Below are 24765 nucleotides of genomic sequence, written 5' to 3' on the forward strand. Positions count from 1 at the left end.
TATGGATTCATTAAAAGGGCGAGATTTATTAAGTCTGGCAGATTTAAGTATTGACGAATTAAATTATGTGCTGGATCTAGCAGCCAGTTTAAAATCGGGAATGGTCAAGCTGAAACGCACTAAAGTTCTCGGCTTGTTATTTTCTAAAGCTTCAACTCGAACGCGGGTGAGTTTTACGGTGGCAATGTACAAGTTGGGAGGGCAAGTTGTTGACCTCAATCCGAACGTTACGCAAGTGAGCCGTGGCGAACCTTTAGTCGATACAGCCAGAGTTTTAGACCGATATTTAGACATTTTGGCGATTCGGACTTTCGATCAAAAGGATTTAGTAACTTTTGCAAATTATGCCAAAATTCCTGTAATTAATGCACTGACAGATGATGAACATCCCTGTCAAGTTTTGGCGGATTTAATGACAGTTAAAGAGTGTTTTGGCAGGCTGGAAGGAGTGACATTAACTTATTTTGGCGACGGCAACAACATGGCTAATTCCCTGATGTTGGGCTGTGCTATGACGGGAATGAATGTCAGAATTGCTTGTCCTGAAGATTTTCGTCCTAATCCTGAAATTGTGGCAAAGGCTAAGGCAATTGCTAATGGAAAAACAGAAGTTACAGTAACTTCTGATGCGGAAGCGGCGGCTAAGAATGCTCAAGTAATTTATACTGATGTTTGGGCGAGTATGGGACAGGAAGAAGAAGCTAAGATCAGGATTCCCTTGTTTGAGCCTTATCAGGTAAATGAGCGATTGCTGGAGTTTGCCGATCGCAATGCAATTGTACTGCACTGTTTGCCGGCACACCGGGATGAAGAGATTACGGATGCGGTGATTGAAGGTTCGCGATCGCGCGTTTGGGAGCAAGCAGAAAATCGGATGCACGCTCAGCAAGCTTTGCTGGCGGGAATTCTAGAAAGCGATTAAGTTTGTAGTAAGGACTTCATTCCTGAAATATCTCCCCAGTAAATATGTCGCCAGTTCGGCAGTCCGCCAGGGGTTTAAACCCCTGGTTCACACCTACAGATTAAATACTTGTCTTCCTCTTCCCTCTCTGCGCCGTCTGCGCCCTCTGCGGTTAATAAAAAAAATCAGTAAGCTTTTTAATTGAGTATAATTGGCGGCAACATTTGCTGAATTGCGATATTAAAAGCAGGAAATTGCAGCGGTGAAATACTCGCGCTTTCCCCCAGAATTATTTCGCTTTGATACCCGTCTTCAGTCGGTTCTCGAAAAACATGAAGTTGTCGCTCATTTACATTTAATATCCAATAATCCGCAATTCCCGATCGCGCGTAGATTTTGGCCTTAATTTCGCGATCGTAAGCCAAGCTGGTGTCTGCCACTTCGATAATTAGATATACTTCTGAAGGAGTCGGATGGTGAGTAGCGTAATCCAAGGGATCGATTCTGACTACGGCGATATCAGGTTCTGGTTCGGAATTGTCATCGAGGGCGATCGGATCTTGAGTATAGACAGCAGCCAGGTTTTCGAGAATATCGCGCAGAAGCGTCGCAGTGCGTCTAGTGGCAGAAGTGTGGGCAGTTCCTTTGGCACTCATTTTGAGAATATTTCCTGAAATTAATTCAACTCGTTCCTCTGGGTGAAAAAACCCGATTTCTCCGAGTTTTTGATATTCTTTAACCGTCCATTTGCGGAGCGTGAAAGGGGCTTCTGTGATTAACATAGCTTCACCGACAATAGCGCACTTCAATCCAGGATAATTTAATTTTAACACTTCTGAGTAAATCCTACTTCACTCACCGACCTAAGAATTGCCCCGTAACTGATTAAACCCTTGCCTCTCTCCGATCTCCCTCTGCGCCCTCTGCGCCCTCTGCGGTTAATAAAAAAAATGTAGGTTGAGTCCAAGAATGAACTTGCGTTTCACTCTGCCCAACCTACATATCTGCAATCAATCAAAAAATTAGTAAGGTATGCGCTGGGAACCCCACAAACTACAAACTGGCGAAATTAACTTTTGTAACTTCACCGGCGACAACATTAACTGTTTGTTGAATTTGACTTCCGTCAACTTTCAACTGATAAGAACCGGGCGAAAGCTCGATCGCCCCAAACCATCCTTTACCATCGGCACGCAGTTGCCGCACCTTGCTGCTAGCATCGATTGCCTGCAAAGTCAAACTCGCACCGTCGCAAGTTCGTTCGCACTGCTGCAAATTTCCGGCGATCGCCCCAGCAGTAGGCCGCGACTTCCAAGGCATATCGGGAACCGCTGCCGGCATGGCCCACACCGGCTGAGTTTGAATTGTTCTGCCCGTAGCGCCGTCAACGTATTGACTCGGCTGCGAGAGGGCGGTGTAAAATAGATCGTTGCTTTTCGGCAGGTATTTCCAAGGCTGGCGGGGTAAATCTCTGCTGTTGCCGCCCGATCGCAGTTCGACGTTGGTGTACAGGTTGCTGCTAGCGTAGGAATACAGGACAGTACCCGCAACGTGATTCCCAAGGGCTGAGGGAGCTTCGGCGCGGCGGACTTGCGAGAGGGTGTCTTCGATGTAATTGAGATAATTGCCGGGGCCGATCGCAATTTGGCGGTTGTACTGGTGGTTTTTGGCGTACTCGATCCAGTTGTCATAGGCGAGTTTTTGCGATCGCTTGTATTCGCGCTGGTAAGTCATCGGCATCGCCATGTCGAGAATACCTTCTTCCAGCCAAGCGCGCCAATCTTGCAAAACTTCTTTGTAAGGTTGCGTTTGCATCCAGTCGCGATCGCTTTTCGGGCCGTCTCCCCAGGCGATTGTCGCCGCAGTAATTTTCACGCGCGGTTTAATCGCCAGCGCTTCTACATAAAGCTTTCGCACTAAATTTGTCACCTGATCGCGCCGCCACTGCATCCACAGGGGATCTGTGGGTGCGGGTTTGCCCGATCGACCGTTTTGCTGGTTGAAACGGGCGATCGAAGTAGGATTGTAGCCCCAATTCGGCGCGCCGTAGCGGATGTAATCTAGCTGTACGCCGTCCACATCGTAGCGCTTCAGCAAGTCCAAATACACGGAAACAGTATAATCTAAAGCGTCTGGATGGCCGGGATCGAGGAAACCTTTAACTTCACCACTCGAAGTCAGCATCGCCCAGTTATCCCTACCAGAAGCAGTAGGCCCGTGTTGTTGCCAAACATGACCGGCGGGAAGTTTGCCGCCAGAAACTACCGGCAGCGTCACCATCCAAGCGTGGACTTCAATACCTACGGCGTGGGCTTTGTCAATCAAATCTTGGAGGGGATCGAAACCGGCTGGAACATTGGGATCGGTGGTGCGGGGTTCGATCGCGCTCGTATAAAAAGCATCGCCACGGCGGCGGACTTGGGCAACGATCGCGTTGGCATTAGCCCTCTGCGCGTCTGCAATCAACTTTGTGACTTCTTGAGGGGTTTTGAAACCTGGGTTGAATGCGTCCACCCAGAAGGCCCGAAATTCGGCGCTTTGTGGGGGAAGTGTGGCGATCGCCCGGTTTGGGAGGTTTGAGAACCAGCCGGGAATCAGCAGAAAACTAATTGTTAAGCCGATCGCGAACCAGCTTGACAAAAAGAATGTTTTGTGTTTACGCATGAACAATGTGTGAGAGAGCGTTGAACTGTCTTTTACGGACTTTTGGTCTGAGAGTCCGGTTGACATTTTCGCACATCGGTGCAAGTTTAGAAGAAAATAAGCTCAAGTGGCGATCGAAAACATCACCTAATTTTCTGGATACTTTCTTGATGTGTGAAGGACTCGGAGAATTTCTACGCTTTCTTCTTTTACTCGATAGACGATCAGATAAGATGTATTGGAAATGACAAGTTCTCTAGTAGATTCTACGCGACCAATTCTGCCCGTAAAAGGAAACTCTGCGAGTTGACCTGCAGCACTCTGAATCCTTAAAATTAATTGCCTTGCTGCCTCTGGATTGTCTTTGACAATATATGCGTGAGCCTGTTCTAGATTTCGCAAAGCTTGTCGCAGCCACTTAATTTTCATTAGTCAATTTGGCAAAAACTGCTTGGACTTCATCATCGCCGGCAAAGTCTCCAGCTTCGGCCTCGGCAACCCCTTTGTTAATCTCATCGAGCAGCCATTGATAAATCTCCAGATAAGAAGCGATGGCTTCATTCAAAACATAACTGAGATCCCGATCCATAACAGTAGCGATCGCCCTCAGCGCCTCTTTTTTTTCGCTATCAATTGGAAACGTCACATTTTCTTGATTCATGGCTGCCTCTTGCTGTTAGGGGAAGAGATTAGAATGCTACCATGATAGCCTATAGATCCCAATTTGGGACGAAAATAAACTAAACTGGCGATCCTCTTCGTTGGCGTAGCCCCCGCAGGGGCGGGCTTCACTAACGCACTTTTCTTAACAAATGATAGCACCACAATTTCCAACCCTAGCCATTCCGGGCGACAGCAACACAACAGCCAGCAATTTACTCGATCGAGTAGACCTCCTGCGGTTAGAAGCAACCCAAAAATTGCAGCAAAACCAGAGAGGAGAAAAAGGACAATTCTTGACACCTTGCTCCGCAGCAAGTTTGATGGCGGGAATGTTTGAATTCAAGTGTCCCGATATATCATTATTAGATGCAGGTGCAGGTATTGGTTCCCTTATAGCAGCCGTTGTTTGCGAGCTTTGCCAGCGCCCAAACAAACCGCAAACCATGCAGGTAACAGCTTATGAAATTGATATTATTTTGATTGACTACCTCAAACAAACCTTAGAATTGTGCAGAATTGAATGTCAGAACTTTGGCATAATTTTTACCAGTAAAATTTGCAGAGTAGACTTTATTCAAGAAACTGCTGAAATGTTGAATTCCAATCTATTTACAAACTCAAAAAAACTGGAATTCACCCATGCAATCATCAATCCTCCCTATGCTAAAATCCCAGCTAAATCCCAAGTGCGTACCTGGCTGCGTTCTATAGGAGTAGAAACCGGCAATCTCTACACTGGTTTTATGATTGCCGCCGCTAGCTTGCTCAAACCAAACGGTGAATTAGTGTCAATTACTCCCCGCAGTTGTTGCAACGGTTTATACTTTCGAGATTTTCGTAAAGTCTTCCTACAAATGATGGCTTTACGCCAAATACATATCTTTGAATCGCGACAGAAAATATTTCGCGATGATGCTGTTTTGCAAGAAACAATTATTGTGCGCGCTACCAAACAAATAGAAAAGCCAGATACTGTAACGATTACCTCAAGTAACAGTGCTGATGCCGATCTAATTTTGTGTCATAATATACGATATACTGATGTAGTTAACCCCAAAGATTCCGAGCAATTTATTCGGATTTTGCCCGATGCCCTCAGCCAGCAATTAGTTGAGCAAATGGCTCAATTTACTTGCACGCTACAAGAATTAGGTTTGACAGTTTCCACCGGAAAAGTTGTAGATTTTCGCGTTGGTTCTGACTTGCGGCTAGAACTAGAAAAAGATGCAGTTCCACTGATTTATCCAGCCCATTTATCGGCTGGGTTTGTTGAATATCCCACCGCCACCAAAAAGCACCAAGCTTTAGCAATTACCGAAAAAACTGCTGCACTCCTCGTACCCAACGAACATTATGTTTTGACCAAGCGCTTTTCGTCAAAGGAAGAACAAAAGCGAATTGTTGCAGTTGTTTGGGATTCCGACAAAATTAATAATTCTAGCGTTGGTTTTGAAAACCATTTAAATTACTTTCACCAACAAGGACGCGGATTAGACCTCACTCTAGCGCGGGGATTGACTGTTTATCTAAATTCGAGTTTGGTAGATGGGTTTTTCCGACTGTTCAACGGACACACTCAAGTTAATGCTACGGATTTACGCAATTTGAAGTATCCTAATCTAGAGCAATTACTTTTACTTGGCGCTCAAATAAGAGAAATATTTCCTACACAGCGGGAACTCGATCGACTTGTCGAGACACAACTGCTGAAGGCGACCAATCCGTTAGAAAATAGCCCAATGACAATCAAGAACCGTATTGATGAATCTCTAGAAATACTTGCAGCGCTGGGTTTTCCCAAAGGTCAGCTTAACGAACGTTCCGCCTTAACCCTTCTGGCTTTGCTTGACCTCAAGCCAAAGGATGCTTGGGAATTGGCAAAATCTCCACTTCGGGGAATCACACCAATTATGGAATTTATGGAGGAGGAGTACAGTAAAAAATATGCACCAAATACGCGGGAAACTGTGCGCCGCCAGACTGTGCATCAGTTTCTAGATGCAGGTTTAATTGTTGTTAATCCTGACAGTCCCGAACGTCCGGTGAATAGTCCAAAAACTGCATATCAGATAGAAGAAAGTGCTTTGGAACTGCTGCGAACCTATGGCACTTATGACTGGAACAAGAATGTTCGGGCTTACCTCGTTTCTTTTAACGGATAAAAATTTTTGCAGGCTTATTCAAAAAATGAAAATAGTTTTGAGCCAGAATGATGCTAAAATGCACTATTTATATGGCTGCCGCTGGCATCGGAATGGCATATACTGTGATGCCAGGGGTTGAATTGACCGGAATTGTCGATCGCACTCAGTAAATCAAATAAGTAACTAGGTAAAATATCTCTGCAATGGAAAAAAAGCATAACGCTGGATTGTGGGTATCAGTATTATACTTCGCTCAAGGTCTCCCTTACACCGTCGTTAATTTAATGTCGGTGATTTTTTTGAAAGGTATGGGAACCAGCAACGAATTGATCGGATTGACAAGTCTGTTGTCTTTTCCTTGGGTTTTAAAAGGTTTGTGGGGCCCAGTAGTTGATTTGTATTCCACCAAACGCAAGTGGATTTTAACCACCGAAATCATTTGTGCTTTTCTGTTTGCTTTCCTGGCTTTTGGTGTATTAACGCCTGCACCAATTATTATATCACTTGTGATCTTTACGGCGATCGCCTTTGTGTCAGCTACTCACGACATCGCCATTGACGGATTTTATTTAAACACTCTAAATAAAGACCAACAAGCACTATTTGTCGGGGTTCGCAACACGGCTTATAGAGGTGCTGTCATTGCCGGTAGCGGTTTATTGGTGTTCTTAGCCGGGAAACTGGCCGAAAACCATTTAGTGACCGGAAATACAGGCGACACCAAAATATATCAAAACATTCCGCTGTCACTTTTCGGTTCGGATTTTAGCGTGTCGGCGCTTAACTACGGATGGGCGACAGCCTTTGGCATTTGTGCGATTATGTTTGTGCTGATATATCTCTTTCAGCGGTGGTATCTTCCCTATCCTCGCAATTACGCTCTGGAATCCGACACTCCTCAACAAAGAACCAGCTTTATTGAAGCATTTAAAACTTATTTTCAGCAAGATAAAATAGGTTGGATTGTGGCTTACGTCTTGATTTTTCGCTTGGGCGATGCCTTGACGTTTAAAATGGCTCCTCCATTTTTGATGGATAAAGTTGAGAAAGGAGGATTAGCAGTTTCTACGTCGGATATGGGCTTATTATCCGGTACTTTAGGGGTAATGTTTCTGTTAATAGGAGGGTTGCTGGGCGGCTATTTAATTGCCAAACAAGGATTGAAAAAATGGATGTGGCCGACGGCTATTCTGCAAAATTCGACTAACGTGCTTTATTGGCTATTGGCTATCAATCAACCGGGGATTGAATGGGCTTATGCCGTAAATTCGATCGAGCAATTTACTTACGGACTTGGCGTAGCTGCCTATACAGTGTTCTTGATGCGGACTGTCCGCCCTGAATACGAAGCATCCCACTATGCAATTACAACGGCTTTTATGGCCGCTGGAGTGCTGATTCCGGGCGTTTTTAGCGGCTACTTGCAGGCGAGTCTCGGCTATCAAAATTATTTTTTGATGAGCGCGCTGGCTGTGATTCCCGGTATGCTGACGATTTTCTTTCTGCCCCTAGAAGATGAGAAAAAACTAGCATCCATGCCCAGACCTGGACTGGACGATTTCGATTAATATCAAGTGCGATCGCTATAACTATAATATTCGGGCGGGTCGGGTTTACCAATGTCTGCACTACTTTTGGAGATTTCGGTGAACCCCTCCCTAGAGGAATATTGATGTTTGTAATCATGGAATGAATATAAATCAATACGCTTGGGTTAGCGCTTTCCGACGAATTTCATTTCACGCATTTATGAGAGTTCCCGACTTGTGAAAGGAAATCAGATTATTCTTATCCCAAGCGTATTGGAGTATAAATTATGTGCGCTTGCGTTCATAAAATAAGGACACAACAATGTTGTGTCCCTACCGAATATCTGTATGGCCAGCCGCGAACTAAATCGCAATAAAATCGCTAGCTGTTAGCGGACTCCTTGAAATGCCAGGAATACTGGCAAGAACTTCGCCGTTACTGGCAATTTCGATCGTTGTTGAAACATCGCCTTGAGTAACTTTCAGTTGGTTGAAAGTCAAACCTTTGGTCAAACCGATTAAATCTTGACCCTGTTGAAAGTCTATAATTGTATCTGTACCTGCGCCGGCTCCTAACACTAATACGTCGCGTCCAAGGCCACTAATTAAGATATCGGCACCAATTCCACCAACAAGTGTATCGTCCCCATCTCCCCCATCCAAATTATCATCTCCTTTGCCGCCAAATAGCTGATCGTTGCCGGTGCCACCGCTGATAATATCATTGTTGCGACTGCCGATGAGAGTGTCATTTCCCCCGTTACCAATAATAATATCGTCGCCGCCAAAACCTGTGGCTGTATTGTTGGCATCGTCGCCTAATAAATAATTAGGTTGAGATTGGTTGAGAGCATTTTGGATGGCCAGAATGTTTCCGAAAAAGGATGCTCCCGGAGCGTTTCTCGATTGCTCGAAGGTGCTGCGCGATTGCAGGGCAGCTCCCAATTCTGGCAGCACAAAGTCTACGCCAGCTAGCAGTTCTAAATAATCTGAATCTGTAAAAGTAAACTCTGGGCTGCTCAATTGGTTGGCAGAAATTTCTGTTTGAGTAAAACCGAGAGGAGGAGTTGTTAATAAACCTGTTTGCGTGTGCTTTTCTAGAACTAATAGCGGGTTAATAATCGGGTTGGTAAATGTTTGTAAAAACACTTTTCCTGGCAGAAAAGCTTCTCCTCCCAAACTCACAAAGTCGCCGCTAACAATGTAGTGAGTTACATTTTTGCTGGTACCGGCTTTCTGTGTAAAAGTATTGACTGTGCTTTGATCGACTCCGGGAGAATTGAATGTCACCACATCTCCGATCGCAGATGTGAATTCGCTGGCGGCTAGCTGGGTTAAGGCACCGCCCAAGCTGTGTCCGAGAACGTCTGGTGGCAAGCGGCCGGGATTTTTGGCTGTATTTTGACCGATTTCTGTCAGCCAATTTCCTAGGGCTTGTTTGTTGGCTTCAAATTGGTTGAAACCGATGCCTCGCGGGTCTGTGTTGGCAACTTCGTCGAGCGGTTGGTCAACGCCCCGAAATACGAGAACTGGCGGTTTGTCTGGGGTGGTGGATATTAAGCCGATCGCGTGAAACCCAGTTGTCGGATCGTCAAAGGTGCGATCGATTTGGTAGCCGGCAGCGCTCAAACCAGTTTGAACTACAGTTTGAAACTGGGGGTTGTCATCTATGTAAGCAACTTGTTTCGCTAAATTTTCGTAAACGGCGGGGGAGGAAGGCATATTTTTTATTTCCTGTATTTGAATTGGGCATTAGTGTTTAACCTGGTTAATTGATTTTACTGTAAATTTGATTAATTAACAATATTAATTTATCCAATTTTGTAGTTATAAAATTGTAAAATCATAACCAAAAAAGCCAATAAAACTTAGCAAAAAATACGTCATATTTTTTGCTAAGGTTTGTTCGCTTTTACGATATAGCGGTTCTCAAAAAAGTGAGGTATGCCCCATGCTCAATGCCGGATAGTACCTCATCTTTTTGAGAAAGGCTATACCAAAACTACAAATTTTTCTCGTACTAAAGCTGCACAAAATCAGACTGAGTAATCTCGCTAGCCGACACGCCTGTGAGAGTAGCCAGAATTTCGCCAGTAATTGGGATAGAAATTACAGCTCCCTCACCACCTTGGCGGACTATAATTAGAGGAAAAGTTAGCCCCCGCGATAGTGCAATTAAATCTTCACCCTTTTTAAAATCGACAATTACATCGCCTCCGCCGCCGGATTCCAATACAAAGCGATCGCGCCCCGCACCGCCGATCAAAATATCGTTGCCAAACTCGCCGGACATCAAATCGTTTCCGTCGCCACCCTCCAAATAATCGTTATCTCTGCCGCCGTACAAGAAGTCGTCACCCTCATCACCGGTGATGCTGTCATTACCTCTATTACCTCTAAGAGTATCGTTACCTCTGCTGCCGAGCATGGTATCCTCGCCCTTGCCACCGGTAGCAGTATTGTTGCGAATGTCGCCCAATAAATAATTCGATTGCAGAGGAGCTAAACCGTATTGTATTTCTCTGATTAACTGCACAAAAGAAAATTCTGGTGCTGTTCTCAAACTCTCTACACCCGATCTCTTTCTCATTGCTATTGACACACTGGGCAGGGCAAAATTTAGCGCTGCGATAAATTCGTTAAAATCTGAGTCGTTGTCGTTATAAGCAAAGTCGGGTTGGTTTAAGTCTTCGACGGAAATTTGCCTCTGGAAAAAATCTGCGGGCGGAGCGCTTAATAAATTTTCTGTTCGATGTTTTGCCAAAACAGTTAAGGGATTAATGCTCGGATCTGTAAAATTTTGGATAAATACTTTTCCCGGTATAAATGCTTCGCCAAACAAGCTGACGAAATCTCCGCTGACAATGTAGTGATTGACATTTTTGTTGCCAACTCTGCTGAGATTTTTCCGAAAAGCGTTGAATGTAGTGGTTGAGACTCCGGGAGAGTTGAAGGTAAATATGTCGCCGGTGATAGATGTGTATTCGGTGGCTGTGATTTGAGCGATCGCTCCGCCCCAACTGTGACCGACGATATCGGGCAATAATTTGCTGGGGTTTTTAGCAGTATCTTGACCGATTTCTGTGAGCCAGCTTTTGATGCTATCTTTGTTTTTTTCAAATTCTGGTAAGCCGATGTCGCGGGAGTCGGAAAACATAGTATCGCCGTCGATGAAATCTGTACCTCTAAATACGAGGACTGGCGGATTTCGGGAGTCGGAGGAACCGAAGCCGATCGCATAAAATCCAGTTTCTCGGTCGTCGAATATGCGATCGATATAGTAGCCGTTAGTATCCAGGAAACGCGCCACGTCATTCTGCGCGTTGGGCTTTTGATTCAAAAAAACAATTGACTTAGCTAGAGCTTCATAAACTGCTGGCGAGGCACTCATAATCTTATATTTTGTGTTTGTTGGTACTGGCGATCGCTCTTTTTGAGAGCTAATTGTCCAATGGCAGCATTATAGCTGACAAGATTTGTATGGTACAATTGATAAAATCAACTCAAGAATTAAGTTTTTGCGGTTATGGCTATCATTCGTCAATACATTGCTCCCTTTATAGCGATATTAATATTTTTCGTAGCTCTGGTATCAGTCAGCGCTCGCATCTTTTTGCCGGCTGACATGGCTGCCCCGGCACCGATTGAGGAAGAGATCCCCCAAAAGCAAGCAGCAGTGGTGAATCCAATTTTCTTGGGCCTAAATGATGTCGCTCTCGGTGTCCGAGTCCGTTGATGTCTGCTCAACTAATACCGGGCTACGCGCTGCGATCGGGATCGGGACTCGATCGGGCAAAACTGGTAAAGTTCCTGCACCGGACTTACCGAGAGCTTTACCCGGATGGGGAATTGGGACATTTGTCTCAAACTGTCGAACAGTATTTTTCTAACCAGACGCCGCTTTGGTGGATAGAGTGCCTGAAAAACAGCCCCCAAGAGCAAGAAAGTTTGCCCGTGCTTCCCTCGCAGTATCTCAATCCCAAATCTCCAGCGCCAAATTCCAAATCGGTTGTCGGATGTTTGTGGCTGGGAAATGCGATCGACCAAACCACTGGATTGCGCCACGGTCACATTTTTTTGCTATACATAGCGCCGGAACACCGCCGTCAGGGACTCGGTGCAGCTTTAGTGATTCATGCTGAAAATTGGGCACGTTCCAGGGGCGATCGGCAAATTGGTTTGCAAGTTTTTTTGAGCAATCAGCCTGCCATGAATCTATATCAAAAATTAGGCTATGAGAGCCATTCCGTCTGGATGATCAAATCTCTGTGAAAGATGAATTTTACTGGTTGAAAATCAAGACTTTAGTCATCCAAACGATCGGGAATGAAGTCCTGACTGCAAACTTAGGTAACAGCAGTTCGAACTCTTATATGAGATATTGACCGATCGACCCCTCAATCCTCAAATCTCAAATCTCAAATCTCAAGTTCTCACCTTTTGAGAAAGGCTATATTTGTTTTTGGTAAGGTACTCCGCGCGCACCCTACAATTATTGACTGCTGAATGCTGGCGGATGACTGAGTTGCACCCGGAGCATCCTCTGTGCGGTAAAGTTTTTTTATGAACAATAACGACTACCCCAACGCCCTTGATATTGAGACGGAACTGGAAAGCCCTTTGGATCAATTTGACGAATCCGAACCCCCGCTGCCAGATCCAGAGGAAATGCTGCCTTTGCTGGAATCCCCGGAACCTCAGCACCGGATGATTGCGGCGCGGGCTTTTTGCGAACTGCAGGACGATCGCGCGATTTCGCATTTAATTAATTTGTTGAGAGACGGTTGCCCCTTGGTGCGGGTAAGCGCGTCCTATGCTTTGGGGCGAAATCCAAGTCCCGATGCTGTGGAACCGCTGATTCTTCAGCTCAACCGCGACTGGAACGGTTACGTTCGCAAAGGGGTAGTTTGGGCCCTGGGAAATTGCAGCGATCCCCGCGCTTTGCCATCTTTAATTGATGCTTTGAGAACTGATATTTCGGCGGTACGTTTGTGGGCGGCGAGTTCTCTGGGTCAAATGGCAAAAGTTGGTTACTATGTGGTGATTGCAGCGATTCCGCCGCTTATTGAATCGCTGCGGGGAGATGCTGTGTCTGCTGTGCGGAGCAACTCTGCTTGGGCGATCGGGCAACTGGCCCGCGAATTGCCGAATAATATAGTGTACGCTGGGGCGATCGACGCTCTGATTGAATCATTAGAAGAAGATCAAGATATGGGCGTGCGCGAAGATGCGAAATCTTCGCTCTTGCGAGTTGGCGACCCGCGCGGATTGCAGATAATTGAAGATTTAGAAATGGAAGGACTTTTATGATTTAAACGCCCCCATTACCAATTACCCACTATTAATTATGCCTTTCATCAGTGCTAAAACAGATTTTGGTTTCAAAAAAATCTTTGGTTCGCCCCAGAGCAAGGAAATTTTGATTAGCTTCCTCAATGCGATGCTCTACGACGCACAGCCAACAATTGAAGACTTAGAAATTATTGACCCTTACGCCGCGCCGAGCGTTACTGGATTAAAAGACACTTACCTGGATGTTAAAGCCAAAATTACAGGCAACAAAACTGTAATTATTGAAATGCAGGTAATAAATGTAGAAGCTTTTACTAAACGGGTAGTGTACAATGCCGCCAAAACCTACGCAACTCAACTCAGACCCAGGGAAGGATACTCTAAATTAAATCCTCTGATTGCTTTAACAATTACAGATTTTATTCTGTTTGAAAATACAGAAAAATTTCTCACCCATTTTGTATTTAAAGAACTCGAAGAAAACTTCGAGTATTATAACAGAGAAATCGAATTAGTGTTTGTCGAACTTCCCAAGTTTAACAAAGAACTAGAACAAGTCGAAAACCTAATTCAAAGCTGGATTTATTTTATCAAAAATGCTCCCCTCTTCGATGAAATGCCTGAAAAATTTGCATCAATTCCCGAAATTAAAACAGCTTTTTCCATCGCCAGCCGAACTAATTTAACCCTTAAGGAATTAGAGGAAGTGGAAAAGCGGGAAATGTTTTTTGAAGACCAGCGCGGTGCTATTATTAAAAGTCGCAAAGAAGGCATAATTGAGGGGCAAACAGCATTAATCCTGCGTCTACTCGTGCGGCGCACTGGTGAAATTGCGCCGGAAATTCAAGCTCGCATCCAACAGTTATCTCTCGAACAATTAGAGGATTTAGGAGAAATCTTGTTAGATTTTACCAGTCAAGAAGATTTGATAGCTTGGCTGGAATCCGTGTCAGGATGAATTTATAAATTTTGCAGTCCTGATACTAAATCCGGCTTTAATACCCCCTTCATTCTTGATTCGCCGCAGGCGGACTGTGTTTGTGTAATAGCGGTTTCAACCGCCGAGTTTCTAATCTAATAAGTCGGGTTCCCGACGCACTATCATGTCATACAGCGGTTGAAAGCTAAACCATCCCATGCGGTGAGATCCTACTTGCTGCTGTGTTAAACGCGCACATTCTGGCTTGATGAGAATTGGTTTTCCCGCTGCTTCGGCCATTAACTGCGCTTGACAAGAACGTTCCATTGCAATAAACCACCAAGCCGCTTCATCTACTGTTTGACCTACTGTTAACAGTCCGTGATTTTGTAAGATAATGGCTTTTTTCTCACCTAAAGTTTTGGCTATGCGTTTAGCTTCTTCGATTTCCAAAACAACTCCGGTGTAATCGTCAAATAAACTTTGGTCTTCATAAAAAGAACAAGCATCTTGCGTCAACGGGTCAAGCAGGCGGCCCAAACTCGACCAACTTTTGCCGTAGGGAGAATGAGCGTGGGCTGCTGCGATTACGTCGGGGCGGGCGCTGTGTACTTGGGAATGAATGGCAAATGCTGCTTCGTTTACGGGTTTATTTCCTTCAACAACTTCGCCTTTGTGGTTGACTAAAATTAGATCGCTGACTCGAATTAAACTAAAGTGCATTCCAAAAGAATTGACCCAGAAATGGTCGAGGTGTTCGGGGTCGCGGACGGTGATGTGTCCGGCAATTCCTTCGCTGAATCCGAAGCGGGCAAATAATCGGAATGCCGCAGCTAAACGTTGTTTGCGGTGGCGGCGTTCTTCTTCAATTGAGTTGAATGTTGGGGGTTGAATGGTGACTTTGGGGATTTTTATTGCAACCATAGATTTGGGAATTGGGCATTGGGCATTGGGCATTGGGCATTGTTGACTGTTGACTGTTAAATGTTAACCGTTAACTAATGACTACTAACTAATGACTACTGACTTTATCTTCACTCAGGCGCAAACCTGCGATGTTTTTGCAGTCGAAGGTGGCGTTATTGCCGGGGTGGCGCTCGATTAATTCGATGATTTGTCCGGCAGGGTTTTGCAGAAACCACTGAGTTAATGAGCCGTAGTCTAGAGGACGCTCTGATAGCGGTTTAAAGTTTTTATTTTGCCATATTTTAGCAGCATTCTGCACGTTTTCGACTCGAAGCGCAACGTGGTGAACTGCTTCTAATCCTCTTTCTTGCTGAAAGCGGTTTTTTTGGTCGCCGGCTGCGTGGGGCGCATCTAATACTACTAAGCCGCCCGCTGGCATTAATAAGGTCATTAAATGCAGCCACAAATCGGAGGGAACATTAATGTTTTCCGCACAAAAGTTGATCGGGAATAAGTCTGGGCCTTCGACTGTTTTGGCACCGCAATGGCGGAAAGATTCGGCGTATTTTTCGAGTTCGGTGCGGCTAGGAAATGTGATGACAAAGTGGTCGATCGCAACTTGTTCGTCGTACAGGTGTGTTTCAAACGTCCAGGTTGTTAAAAATTCGGGAGTGATAAATTTGGGGCTGAGTTCCAGCAAGCCATTTTTTTCGATGAAAGGTGAGTCAAGATGGCTGTCAAGGTTGCGATCGAACTTTAGGGTTTTTAGATTCAAGTTTTTCATGTATCTCACCCGATGTTGAAGGACGCAAAACTGCGAATTGTGTCTACAAGCTGAAGTGGACACACATTTGGTGCGCCTTAATTCAAAAATAACACAAAACTTAATATTGGCAAGCCGATCGCCCGATCGCAACTCCCAAACCTTTACAGAACAAATATTCCCCAATCTAAAATCTAAAATCGTATCATTTGCCGATCGCGTTCCCGGCCAACCACGCCGTAGTCCAGGCACTTTGGAAGTTGAAACCGCCCGTCACGCCGTCGATATCCAAGATTTCGCCCGCAAAGAAAAGTCCGGGACAGCGGCGGCTTTCCATTGTCTTAAAATCAACTTCTTTGAGGTTGACACCGCCACAGGTGACGAACTCTTCTTTAAATGCGCCTTTTCCTGCAATCTGATATTCGCCTTGAACGAGTTCTTGCAGGAGGCGATCGAGGATTTTGTTGGATAAGTCGGCCCAGCGTTTTTGCTCATCAATGCCGATCGAACTTGTCAAGCGTTCCCAGAGGCGACGTGGCACCGGAAACGGACAGCTAGAAACAATCAATCGATGGGACAACTGCGACTTAACCGCTAGCAGTTGCTGTCGCAAAACTTCCGCATTGTACTGGGGAAGCCAATTAATCAGCACAGAGGTTTTATAATGGCGATCGTGCAAAAATCTCGCTCCCCAAGCCGAAAGTTTGAGCACAGCAGGCCCGCTTAAACCCCAGTGAGTAATTAACAAAGGCCCGCTTTGTTCTAATTTAGCACCAGGCAATTTTACCTTAGCATTAGGAACAGAAATTCCGGCTAAATCTTTGATTCTGCTATCAGAAATATTAAAAGTAAATAGAGAAGGAACGGGCAGTTCTACAGTATTACCTAACTCTTTTGCCCACTTATAACCCGACGGATTGCTGCCTGTAGCGAGCAGAATGCGATCGGACTTAAATATTTCCCCCGATTTCAACTCAACTTCAAACATAGAGGCAGTGTCTCCGCGGCCGTCTTCTGCACCGTTCCCCATTAATTTCTTTACTGAAACGACTGCATCACCAGTGCGAATTTTTACGCCTGCATCCTCAGCAGCCCGGATCAAACAGTTAACAATTGTCCCCGAATCGTCTGTGGTCGGAAACATTCGCCCGTCTTCTTCTGTTTTCAACTTCACACCGTGACTGGCAAACCAATCAACAGTATCGCGGGGTTGAAATCGAGTAAAAGCACCGCGCAGAGCTTTCCCTCCTCTGGGGTAATTCTGCACTAAAATACCGGGGTCAAAACAAGCGTGAGTCACATTGCAGCGCCCGCCGCCAGAGATGCGAACTTTTGCCAGGAGTTGCCGGCCGGCTTCTAGTAAAGTGACGCGGGCCTGCGGGTAGGTTTTGGCACAGGTAATTGCACTAAAAAAACCCGCAGCACCGCCGCCAATGACTGTAATTTTGAGCATTCGATCGGACAAATTTTTTCTCGCTTATTCTGGTTCAAAATCGGATTTTGCCGCCCCACAAGTGGGACACACCCAATCGTCGGGGATATCTTCAAAGGCAGTACCGGCAGCTATGCCTCCGTCGGGGTCGCCTACTTCTGGATCGTAAACGTAAGCGCAAAGCGTACAAACGAATTTTTGCATTTGCTTAACTCAATTTTAGATTGTAAGCCTGTAGATTGTAGTTGATAACGCAACCTAATGCAATACCACTTTCAAAAAATTATTAGATTTTCAGCTATTCTCAAATGATTAAAAAATAAGTTTTTCACAATTAAAACATCTAAAATCTAAAATCGTTAAAGCCTCTAGAACCGCAGTTCTAGAGGCTGGAGTGTATTTTTTATTAGTTTACTGCGATTGGAAGACTACACTTTCGCTAAAGGCTTAGTCCAAACGCCCTTTTCATCTTCTTCGTACTGCTGGTGAATGGCGTTCCAAGCGGTGTGTTCCGCTTGTATCGAGTCGTTGCTTTCGTCAAATGCGGTGTTGTAGGATTCGATAAAGGTTTTTTGTGCTGCTTCCGACAGGTGCGATCGCACTTCTGGAGATAAATCTGCCGGACTGTTGCAGCGACCTTTGACGGCGCGCGGCAGCGTCATTTCGTTAACTGAAACTTCTTCGCCACCTGCACTTTCTAGCAAGAGTTGAAATTCGCCCGATTTATCTGCGGGAACTTCTGCCATCACGAGAAATTCGCCTGCTTCAACGCGGGTTTGATAGATAGTTGCTTTGTCTTCCGGCATTCCCAAAGCGACTAAAGCGGAAACTAGACCCGCACCGGCCGAACCTGCGATCGCGCCGCTAGCTGCACCCAACAGTACAGCACCCAGCGGGCCTGCGGATACTACTGCACCGACAAAGGGAATAAACAGCACGCCCACGCCAGTTAGCAAACCCAAAAAAGAACCGAATAAGGAACCAAAAATCGCTCCGCTTCGCAAGCCTCCTAAAATTACATCTTTTTTAGTCAGAAAGCCGGCAATTTTAGTTTTGGACTGAAAGTTTTTGCCCATTACGGAAATGTGGTCGCGGGAGACTCCGCGATCAAGCAACCGCCGAATTACGCCGTCTAATTGTTCTTCTTCCTTAAATACGGCTGAAACTGTGCGTTCTGCTAGATATTCCTCTGTCATTGTTTCTCCTTGATAATTTTTTGATTAGTTGTGCTGGTTTTCAGTATAGGAGGAGACTGTAGGGCGATCGCATCGATCTTGAGAGAGAGGTGAATGCGATCGGAGATAGTTTGAGGCTCTATCAAAAGAGTTAAGGAATTTTGTAATTGGCGATCGCTCAACTCTGACAGAGACTTATTCATCTCTGATATAAGCCCCCAAATATTCCAAGTTATTTATCATTTCCTCTGCTGATTTAGTAGCCATCAGATTCACAATTCCTCGCATTTGTTCACCCACTGAGTAACGCTGTTGTTGTGCAAGAATGATTCCTGCATGATTTCTATATTCCGCTAAAAATTGACTGTGCAAACTGCTGAAATCTCTCCTATTAAAGCTGTAAAGGACTCGCCCTTGCTCAGTTGCCCAAATTAGCTGTTCTTCATCTAAATAGCTGACTCTGTTAGCTTCGGAGGTAGTCAATACGTCTATTCCAGAATTTCGCAGAGCCAATATCAGAGCTTGTTTCTGAATATCTTCATCGAGATACAAACGAATTTGAGTCACGATAAATTACCTACCATAGATTCTGCTTCCAAGCGCTCCCACTCAGCATTTTCTGTTGCTATATCCGCGTCGATTTGGTCTTTGTTCGCATAATAGTAGGCTAATGCACCATAAATTTGTGCTAAAGTCAAGTGCGGTTTTTCATCAAGGATTTGTTCTGGAGTCAGCCCAGCATTGAAATCAATAGCAATATTTTCTACGGTAATTCGAGTTTCGGCGATGCGGGGACGGCCGCCGCAAGTTCCAGACGTGCTGACAATTAGCGTTCCAATATCAACGGCAGTTGTCATATTTACCTCGATTGAGTTAACTTTATTTTATTGTAACGCAGCTTCATTTCTACCCGATCGCACTTTCGCAACATTAACCAATGCCACTAGCACCTTTTTTTCCTGTCGTTCACCCGATTCTCAAAACAGCTTTTCCCGGATGTCTGTGGACGGGAGATAGCAGCAGCCGAGAAATTGCCCTCACATTTGACGACGGGCCGCACCGTCAGCACACACCTCAACTGCTAAAAGTTTTAGATAAATACGACATCAAAGCTAGTTTTTTCTGGTTGGGTTTTTGCGTTGACAGGCATCCAGAAACGGCTAAAGAAGTGTACGATAGCGGACACTGGATCGGCCTCCACGGCTACCAGCACATATCGTTTGCCAAACTCAAAACCCACGAACTAAAACAAAGTTTAGAAGACACGCAAAAAGCAATTGCCAAAGCTTGCGATTTAGACCCAGAATTAATCCGGGACGTGCGGCCGCCGAACGGCATTTTTACGCCGCGAACATTAGAGTTATTGCAGCAGTGGGAATATCGTCCCGTAATGTGGAGTGTCGTCCCGGAAGATTGGGTGCGGCCGGGGGTGATGAAAGTTACTAGCCGCGTCGTGCAGCAAACAGAAAACGGTTCAATTATTGTACTCCACGACGGCTATTCCGGCGGCGAAGATGTTGCCGCTACTGCTGATAAAATAATTCCATTGCTTTTGTATAAAGGTTACAAATTTGTAACAATCGATCGACTGTGGCAACAGGCAAATATTCAAATAACCGGAAATTAAGTCAATGAAAAAAACACTGTTTATTACATCTCTTTGTTTGGCAAGTGCCGGATGGGCGATCGAGCTTTCTCCTGCGTCCCTCAGTGCTGAGATTCCACTTATCGTCCAGCAGCCAGCCGGTGACGTATCCGAGCCTAGGATGGACGCAAAACCCGTTCAAGTCGAACTACTAAATTCCGGAGTCGAACCCCGACAACAGTTGCGTTTAAAACCAAGTTTAGGTGTCAAACAAACGACTGCTATGGCTGTAAAAATGGAGATGGAAGTGTCTGCAGCCGGCAGAAGTACGAAGGTGAATAAAGTTCCGACAATGGTCTTAAATATAGACACAAAAGTCACCAAAATTGATACCAATGGAGATATTCACTACGATTTTTTATACGCTAGTGCAGATATTGCTGCTGATACTCCAAATTTGCCAACTGCGGCCCTGGATAGTATGCGAGCGGCAGTTAAAAAGTTAGTTGGATTGAAAGGTTCTTTCATCATGGATAGTCGGGGCGCGAGTAAAGGAGGTAGCTTTACTTTGCCGGAAGAAGCGGACAACAACACCAAACAAATGGTTCAAAATATGTCTAAATCTTTACAACAGCTTGCCTCGCCTCTGCCGGCAGAAGCAGTTGGGAAAGGCGCTAAATGGCGTATCTCTTTTCCATCTAATGTCAGTGGCATGAATCTGAATCAAATTGCTACCTATGAATTGATTGGCTTGCAAGATGGAGTTGCTACTCTCAAAACTAGCGTAGAACAACAAGCAAATCCCCAAAATTTGACTTTACCCCAATTACCTGCTGGCTCTACTATGGCCATAAAATCTTTTGCGTCTCAGGGTCAGGGAGAAGTTATAATGCGACTGGATCAATTAATGCCTGTTCGTTCTGTCGTCTCTATCAATTCTAATTCTGAAATGATTATTAAAGTTGCAGGAAATCCCGAAGAATTAACAATGAAAACAAAAATGTTGATGGAGATGACTTTGGATTCTAAATAAGCGCTCGATCGGGTTGGAATACCTGATATAGCAACCGCCAAGGTTGTTAAAGCATTTATGGTTATTGAACCTTTTTGACTACGCTCAGGGAGCAATGACCAAAGGGCCTTGGCGACTGGTATACTATGTAAACCTTGCGTGAGTTTCGATCGCAAATTTGGTGACAAAGGAGGCTGTTCTATGGTTCGATCGCACAAACGTCAAGCTGTCATCGCTTTAGTCGCAGCTTTGGGAACAATCATCGGAAATTTAGTGTTTCCAGGCCTGAATGTAGCCCCGGCATTGGCCGAGGCCAAATTTCAGGATGTTAAAAACCATTGGGCCCAAGGTTGCATAGAAGAATTAGCAGACAAAAAAATCATCAGTGGCTACTACGAAGACGGCAGTTTTCGCCCGAACCGCCCAGTCAGTCGCGCTGAGTTTGCGGCAATGCTGCGTAGGGCTTTTCCAGATGCAAAAACAGTCCGCAATCCGATCGACTTTGCAGATATTCCCACGAACTACTGGGGTTACAAACCAATTCGAGAAGCTTATCAGACGGGTTTTCTATCCGGTTACAGCGGCAGTATTTTTAACCCAACTCTTAACATTCCCCGCTGGCAGGTTTTGGTAGCATTAAGCAGCGGCTTGAAATATACGCCTACAGGGCCAGCGGCTGAGATTTTGGATGCGACTTTTGAAGATGCGCCGGAAATTCCAGAATTGGCAAGAAATGCGATCGCCGCCGCAGCAGAAAAACAACTTGTAGTCAATTATCCCGCCGTCAAACAGCTAGAACCAACGCGCAATGCAACCCGCGCCGAAGTAGCAACTTTCTTGTGTCAGGCGATCGCCAAACCCGGACAAACAGCCTTAGTTCCCTCGCAATACATCGCCCAAGTCCCAACGAATGTCGGCCCGGCGAGAACCACAGAAACCTCGGAATCTGGGAATATTAGGGCAGAAGTTTCTTTCGTCAAAGAAGGAGAAAATGCCAAAAATATCCGCATCAAAATCATCCGAGACGGTCAAACTTTATTAGACGAACCAGTGCTAATTCCGACTCGTTCTCTAGTAGACAATCCCGACAAAAAAGCCAACGAAGAAGTATCAGAAGGGCGTTTGTTATCGGTGCGAATCCGCGATTTTGACGGCGACAAAGAACCGGAAGTGATGGCAGATTTAGTCTCAATCAATAGCGGTGTCCGCTGCTGCAATTATTCGTTTATTTACCGCTACGACTCAGCAGCCAAAAAATACACTCACATCAAGCATTTTTGGGGCAATGTGAGTTACGAAATTGTCGATTTTGGCAAAAATGATATCCCGGAGTTCAAGAGTCTAGACGGGCGATTTGCAGAGGCTTTTACAAATTATGCGGATTCTCGGTTGCCACTGCAAATTTGGCAGTACCACCAAGGTAAAATGGAAGATGTTACTAAGCAGTATCCCGTGGAAGTATACACGAATTCTGCTGAACTGTGGCTGGAATCTAGAAAGCGATCGAGCGAAGATGCAGAGGTAAAAGGGGTGTTGGCCGCTTTCATGGCTAGTAAGTATGTTGCGGGCCAGGAGGCGGAAGGTTGGCAATTGTTGGACAAAGTTTATCAAGGGCGCGATCGCAATCAATTCTTTGCGAAATTGCGCGAGTTTTTGGTGAGTACGGGATATGCGACTAAGTAGATAAAGAGCCCCCTAAATCCCCTTTTAAAAGGGGAGTAGGGGTTGAGGTTGAACGACTCATGTTTTCGCCTTAAGGAAGGGAACTTTCAAGACTTTCCCCCCCCAGGAAGGCAACACTCGAAAGTTCCGCCAACATCATGACGGCGATATTCTACGCTAATGCTATCTGAGGGTTGATTTTCGGCAAAGGTTTTTACCTGGTACTTTTTGAGAATACAAACATTAAGACTTAAATAATTTTCCAAAAACTTTATAAATAAATACCAAAACCAGTTGCTGTTTTAGAAGTTGAGCTAAAATAAGTATAAAATATCCCACATAAAATCCCTGAAAATGGTATATCCACCTGCACCTTGGAATTTGCAAGGTTATGCTGTTCAGACTTTACAATTAATAGATGTCGCACGGGTGCGTCCCTTGGTTCCATCTGAGTTAGAAATAGTCTCTGTATTGCCCGGAAAAACCCTAGGTGGAGTTTATATATCCTCCTACGGATTGGGTTCAGTGATGGAGTACAATGAGTTAATTGTCGTAAGCGCGATCGCCAATTATGCAGGAAAATGGGGCGCTTGGATTTCCCACATCTACGTAGACAACCCTAACTCGGTAGCCGGCGGGCGCGCAATTTGGGGACTCCCTAAAGAATTAGCTCAATTTAGTTGGGAAGGTAACGATGCGGTAAAAGCAACACCGCTAGGCTACCGAGTTACAGTTAGCCAAGCAAACCGTCAACTGTGCAGTCTCAATTACAGTCAGCAAAGTTTAGCACTACCAGTACCTTTTAGCGGAAATGTTTTCAGCACCGATCGCAGAAATTTGCTAATATTCAAAGGAGAGTTTCAGTCTCGAATCGGTTTGATTAAAGGTAAATTAGAAGTAACTGAAGAAAGTCATTTTGCTAGTTTAAACTTAGGTCAGCCCTTGCTTACAGTGGCCTGTGAAGATATGCGTTTAATAGCAGGTGCGCCGGAAGTTGTGGGAAACATAGCTGCTGAATTCAGTTATTAGCTGGAAATTGCTATTGACCTGCAATTCCCGCTTTACGCAGGAATTGCAGGTCAATATTAAACCAACCTTTTGCACCATTAAAAGCGTTGATGCAGTATGTTGGCAAAAAAAACTGGTTTCTGATTGCTCGTGCTGATTGTACTGAAATTAAATCAATTCCGGTTGCACTCATACATGATGTTAACTGTTAACAGTTAACATTCAACATTCAACATTCAACAGTCAACATTCAACAGTCAACCGTGAATTTACTACTCCGATGAAGAGAGGATTTGATATTAAATTCCAGCCCCTGAAGCGGCTTCAGCACCCATTTCTAAAACTGTACCGCGCAGGAAATCAATTTGCTGCTGAAAATCCATGCCCTTAATCTTTGCTAATAAAGCATTTCCAGCTTCGGGAAGTTTATAGTCGGAAGGTACGGGAATAATAGTTCCTTCGTCCATTCCTACTGCCAAGAAGTACCAAAAAGCCAGCTTGGTTTCAGGGCTCATTGAGCCGTACATCCGGCTGATTTCAGTATTGGCTTTTGAGGCAATGTCGCGCATTACTTGCAGTTGTTCTTCCTTGGGCAGCGGCTTGACTTGCTCGAACAAACCCTCAGCAATTTCGGAACCGGCAGCACCCGGAGCCGCTGGCGTGATTGACTTGCCCATTTCGGTGTAAACAAACCACAGCAAACCTAATTGATCGTCTACATTCAAGCTCTGCATATCGGCTTTTCCTTGGTCGTAGGCGCTGGTAGTAGAAAATGTCATGTCAGTCTCCAAAATAATATGTATTGCTCTGTTTGTTTATGGCAAAAACTTGTTTTGCTACTGAATAAAAATTAGCAAATAAATAGGGAGGCTAGAATCTTGCTGAAGGTAGAGATGAACCCGACAGTAATTAGTGGTGGCGGCTCCGAAGGTGGTAGGAAGTTTACAACTAAAGGATGATGCGGTGTGTCTCAGGTCAATTAGATTGAGAGCGTCAAGTTCGATCGAGCGCAATTCAGTTTTTGTTCATTTTTGAGTACATAGGTGCGATCGCTCGAACATTTTTTGCCGTTGGAGCGAATACGATATTATTCCCAAAAAAATAGGCTGGCACACAGCCAGCCTAGAATCA

Annotated in this window: 27 protein-coding genes; 11 read left to right on the plus strand and 16 right to left on the minus strand. The window is 45.0% G+C overall.

Features of this window, described 5'->3' with window-relative positions; translation table 11 throughout:
* Position 1: 1 nt before the first annotated feature.
* Entirely contained in the window at positions 2–922 is a 921-nt protein-coding gene (gene argF, locus QT998_RS18375; protein WP_333091619.1) for an ornithine carbamoyltransferase, read from the plus strand.
* 176 nt (positions 923–1098) lie between these two features.
* Here argF and QT998_RS18380 read toward each other — a convergent pair whose 3' ends face one another.
* From QT998_RS18380 to QT998_RS18395, 4 genes are all read right to left on the minus strand, one after another.
* Positions 1099–1683: a Uma2 family endonuclease gene (locus QT998_RS18380; RefSeq protein ID WP_333116804.1), complete on the minus strand. Its 585-nt coding sequence runs from the start codon at positions 1681–1683 to the stop codon at positions 1099–1101.
* 271 nt (positions 1684–1954) lie between these two features.
* Complete coding sequence (locus QT998_RS18385; protein ID WP_333116806.1) at positions 1955–3565, minus strand: family 10 glycosylhydrolase; 1611 nt, start codon at positions 3563–3565, stop codon at positions 1955–1957.
* A gap of 126 nt (positions 3566–3691) precedes the next feature.
* Positions 3692–3973: a type II toxin-antitoxin system RelE/ParE family toxin gene (locus QT998_RS18390; protein ID WP_333091614.1), complete on the minus strand. Its 282-nt coding sequence runs from the start codon at positions 3971–3973 to the stop codon at positions 3692–3694.
* Positions 3963–4205: a CopG family ribbon-helix-helix protein gene (locus tag QT998_RS18395; protein WP_333091612.1), complete on the minus strand. Its 243-nt coding sequence runs from the start codon at positions 4203–4205 to the stop codon at positions 3963–3965. The genes QT998_RS18390 and QT998_RS18395 overlap by 11 nt, the downstream gene beginning before the upstream one ends.
* A gap of 151 nt (positions 4206–4356) precedes the next feature.
* Here QT998_RS18395 and QT998_RS18400 point away from each other — a divergent pair, with 151 nt between their 5' ends.
* Positions 4357–6369, plus strand: a complete 2013-nt coding sequence (locus QT998_RS18400; protein WP_333091610.1) for an Eco57I restriction-modification methylase domain-containing protein — start codon at positions 4357–4359, stop codon at positions 6367–6369.
* Between the two features lie 185 nt (positions 6370–6554).
* Positions 6555–7919 (plus strand): MFS transporter, encoded by a 1365-nt coding sequence (locus tag QT998_RS18405; protein WP_194070054.1) that lies wholly within the window; start codon positions 6555–6557, stop codon positions 7917–7919.
* A 324-nt stretch (positions 7920–8243) separates the two neighbouring features.
* On the opposite strand, the gene QT998_RS18410 is transcribed toward QT998_RS18405, so the two are convergent.
* Both QT998_RS18410 and QT998_RS18415 read right to left on the minus strand, forming a co-directional pair.
* Entirely contained in the window at positions 8244–9602 is a 1359-nt protein-coding gene (locus QT998_RS18410) for a calcium-binding protein (protein WP_333116808.1), read from the minus strand.
* 298 nt (positions 9603–9900) lie between these two features.
* Positions 9901–11271 carry an Mbeg1-like protein gene (locus QT998_RS18415; RefSeq protein ID WP_333116810.1) on the minus strand — a complete coding sequence of 457 codons (1371 nt, stop codon included), beginning with the start codon at positions 11269–11271 and terminating at the stop codon, positions 9901–9903.
* 135 nt (positions 11272–11406) lie between these two features.
* On the opposite strand from QT998_RS18415, the gene QT998_RS18420 reads away from it, so the two are divergent.
* The 4 genes from QT998_RS18420 (at position 11407) to QT998_RS18435 (ending at position 14130) form a co-directional block, all read left to right on the plus strand.
* On the plus strand, positions 11407–11616 hold the full coding sequence (locus QT998_RS18420; RefSeq protein WP_194009759.1) for a hypothetical protein: 210 nt from the start codon (positions 11407–11409) through the stop codon (positions 11614–11616).
* The gene (locus QT998_RS18425) at positions 11616–12152 is read left to right on the plus strand and encodes a GNAT family N-acetyltransferase (protein WP_333091603.1); all 537 of its coding nucleotides are present in this window, start codon (positions 11616–11618) and stop codon (positions 12150–12152) included. The genes QT998_RS18420 and QT998_RS18425 overlap by 1 nt, the downstream gene beginning before the upstream one ends.
* Before the next feature lie 291 nt (positions 12153–12443).
* The gene (locus tag QT998_RS18430; RefSeq protein ID WP_333116812.1) at positions 12444–13190 is read left to right on the plus strand and encodes a HEAT repeat domain-containing protein; all 747 of its coding nucleotides are present in this window, start codon (positions 12444–12446) and stop codon (positions 13188–13190) included.
* Positions 13191–13227: 37 nt separating this feature from the next.
* On the plus strand, positions 13228–14130 hold the full coding sequence (locus tag QT998_RS18435; protein WP_333091600.1) for an Rpn family recombination-promoting nuclease/putative transposase: 903 nt from the start codon (positions 13228–13230) through the stop codon (positions 14128–14130).
* Between the two features lie 111 nt (positions 14131–14241).
* Here QT998_RS18435 and QT998_RS18440 read toward each other — a convergent pair whose 3' ends face one another.
* The 8 genes from QT998_RS18440 to QT998_RS18475 form a co-directional block, all read right to left on the minus strand.
* Positions 14242–15015: a class II aldolase/adducin family protein gene (locus tag QT998_RS18440; protein ID WP_333116814.1), complete on the minus strand. Its 774-nt coding sequence runs from the start codon at positions 15013–15015 to the stop codon at positions 14242–14244.
* An 88-nt stretch (positions 15016–15103) separates the two neighbouring features.
* Complete coding sequence (locus tag QT998_RS18445; RefSeq protein WP_333091595.1) at positions 15104–15781, minus strand: hypothetical protein; 678 nt, start codon at positions 15779–15781, stop codon at positions 15104–15106.
* Positions 15782–15965: 184 nt separating this feature from the next.
* The gene (locus tag QT998_RS18450) at positions 15966–17213 is read right to left on the minus strand and encodes an NAD(P)/FAD-dependent oxidoreductase (protein ID WP_333116816.1); all 1248 of its coding nucleotides are present in this window, start codon (positions 17211–17213) and stop codon (positions 15966–15968) included.
* Positions 17214–17237: 24 nt separating this feature from the next.
* The gene (rd, locus tag QT998_RS18455; RefSeq protein WP_333116819.1) at positions 17238–17396 is read right to left on the minus strand and encodes a rubredoxin; all 159 of its coding nucleotides are present in this window, start codon (positions 17394–17396) and stop codon (positions 17238–17240) included.
* A 224-nt stretch (positions 17397–17620) separates the two neighbouring features.
* Positions 17621–18388, minus strand: coding sequence for a ChaB family protein (locus tag QT998_RS18460; RefSeq protein WP_333116821.1), 768 nt, complete (start codon positions 18386–18388; stop codon positions 17621–17623).
* Positions 18385–18570, minus strand: coding sequence for a hypothetical protein (locus tag QT998_RS18465; protein WP_333091590.1), 186 nt, complete (start codon positions 18568–18570; stop codon positions 18385–18387). Before QT998_RS18465 ends, QT998_RS18460 begins: the two co-directional genes overlap by 4 nt.
* Entirely contained in the window at positions 18563–18934 is a 372-nt protein-coding gene (locus QT998_RS18470) for a DUF5615 family PIN-like protein (protein WP_333116825.1), read from the minus strand. Before QT998_RS18470 ends, QT998_RS18465 begins: the two co-directional genes overlap by 8 nt.
* Positions 18931–19224, minus strand: a complete 294-nt coding sequence (locus QT998_RS18475; RefSeq protein WP_333116829.1) for a DUF433 domain-containing protein — start codon at positions 19222–19224, stop codon at positions 18931–18933. The genes QT998_RS18470 and QT998_RS18475 overlap by 4 nt, the downstream gene beginning before the upstream one ends.
* An 80-nt stretch (positions 19225–19304) precedes the next feature.
* Here QT998_RS18475 and QT998_RS18480 point away from each other — a divergent pair, with 80 nt between their 5' ends.
* The 4 genes from QT998_RS18480 (at position 19305) to QT998_RS18495 (ending at position 23655) form a co-directional block, all read left to right on the plus strand.
* On the plus strand, positions 19305–19994 hold the full coding sequence (locus QT998_RS18480; RefSeq protein ID WP_333091587.1) for a polysaccharide deacetylase family protein: 690 nt from the start codon (positions 19305–19307) through the stop codon (positions 19992–19994).
* A 4-nt stretch (positions 19995–19998) separates the two neighbouring features.
* On the plus strand, positions 19999–20985 hold the full coding sequence (locus QT998_RS18485; protein ID WP_333116832.1) for a hypothetical protein: 987 nt from the start codon (positions 19999–20001) through the stop codon (positions 20983–20985).
* Positions 20986–21165: 180 nt separating this feature from the next.
* Positions 21166–22647: an S-layer homology domain-containing protein gene (locus tag QT998_RS18490; RefSeq protein ID WP_333116834.1), complete on the plus strand. Its 1482-nt coding sequence runs from the start codon at positions 21166–21168 to the stop codon at positions 22645–22647.
* A 333-nt stretch (positions 22648–22980) separates the two neighbouring features.
* Positions 22981–23655 (plus strand): acetoacetate decarboxylase family protein, encoded by a 675-nt coding sequence (locus QT998_RS18495; RefSeq protein ID WP_333091584.1) that lies wholly within the window; start codon positions 22981–22983, stop codon positions 23653–23655.
* A 10-nt stretch (positions 23656–23665) separates the two neighbouring features.
* Here the strand turns inward: QT998_RS18495 and QT998_RS18500 are convergent, their stop codons facing one another.
* Complete coding sequence (locus QT998_RS18500; protein WP_333091582.1) at positions 23666–23827, minus strand: hypothetical protein; 162 nt, start codon at positions 23825–23827, stop codon at positions 23666–23668.
* Positions 23828–23933: 106 nt separating this feature from the next.
* Positions 23934–24413, minus strand: coding sequence for an orange carotenoid protein N-terminal domain-containing protein (locus QT998_RS18505; protein ID WP_333091580.1), 480 nt, complete (start codon positions 24411–24413; stop codon positions 23934–23936).
* Between the last annotated feature and the right edge of the window lie 352 nt (positions 24414–24765).

Source organism: Microcoleus sp. S1D4, from assembly GCF_036700765.1.
Lineage (GTDB): Bacteria > Cyanobacteriota > Cyanobacteriia > Cyanobacteriales > Microcoleaceae > Microcoleus.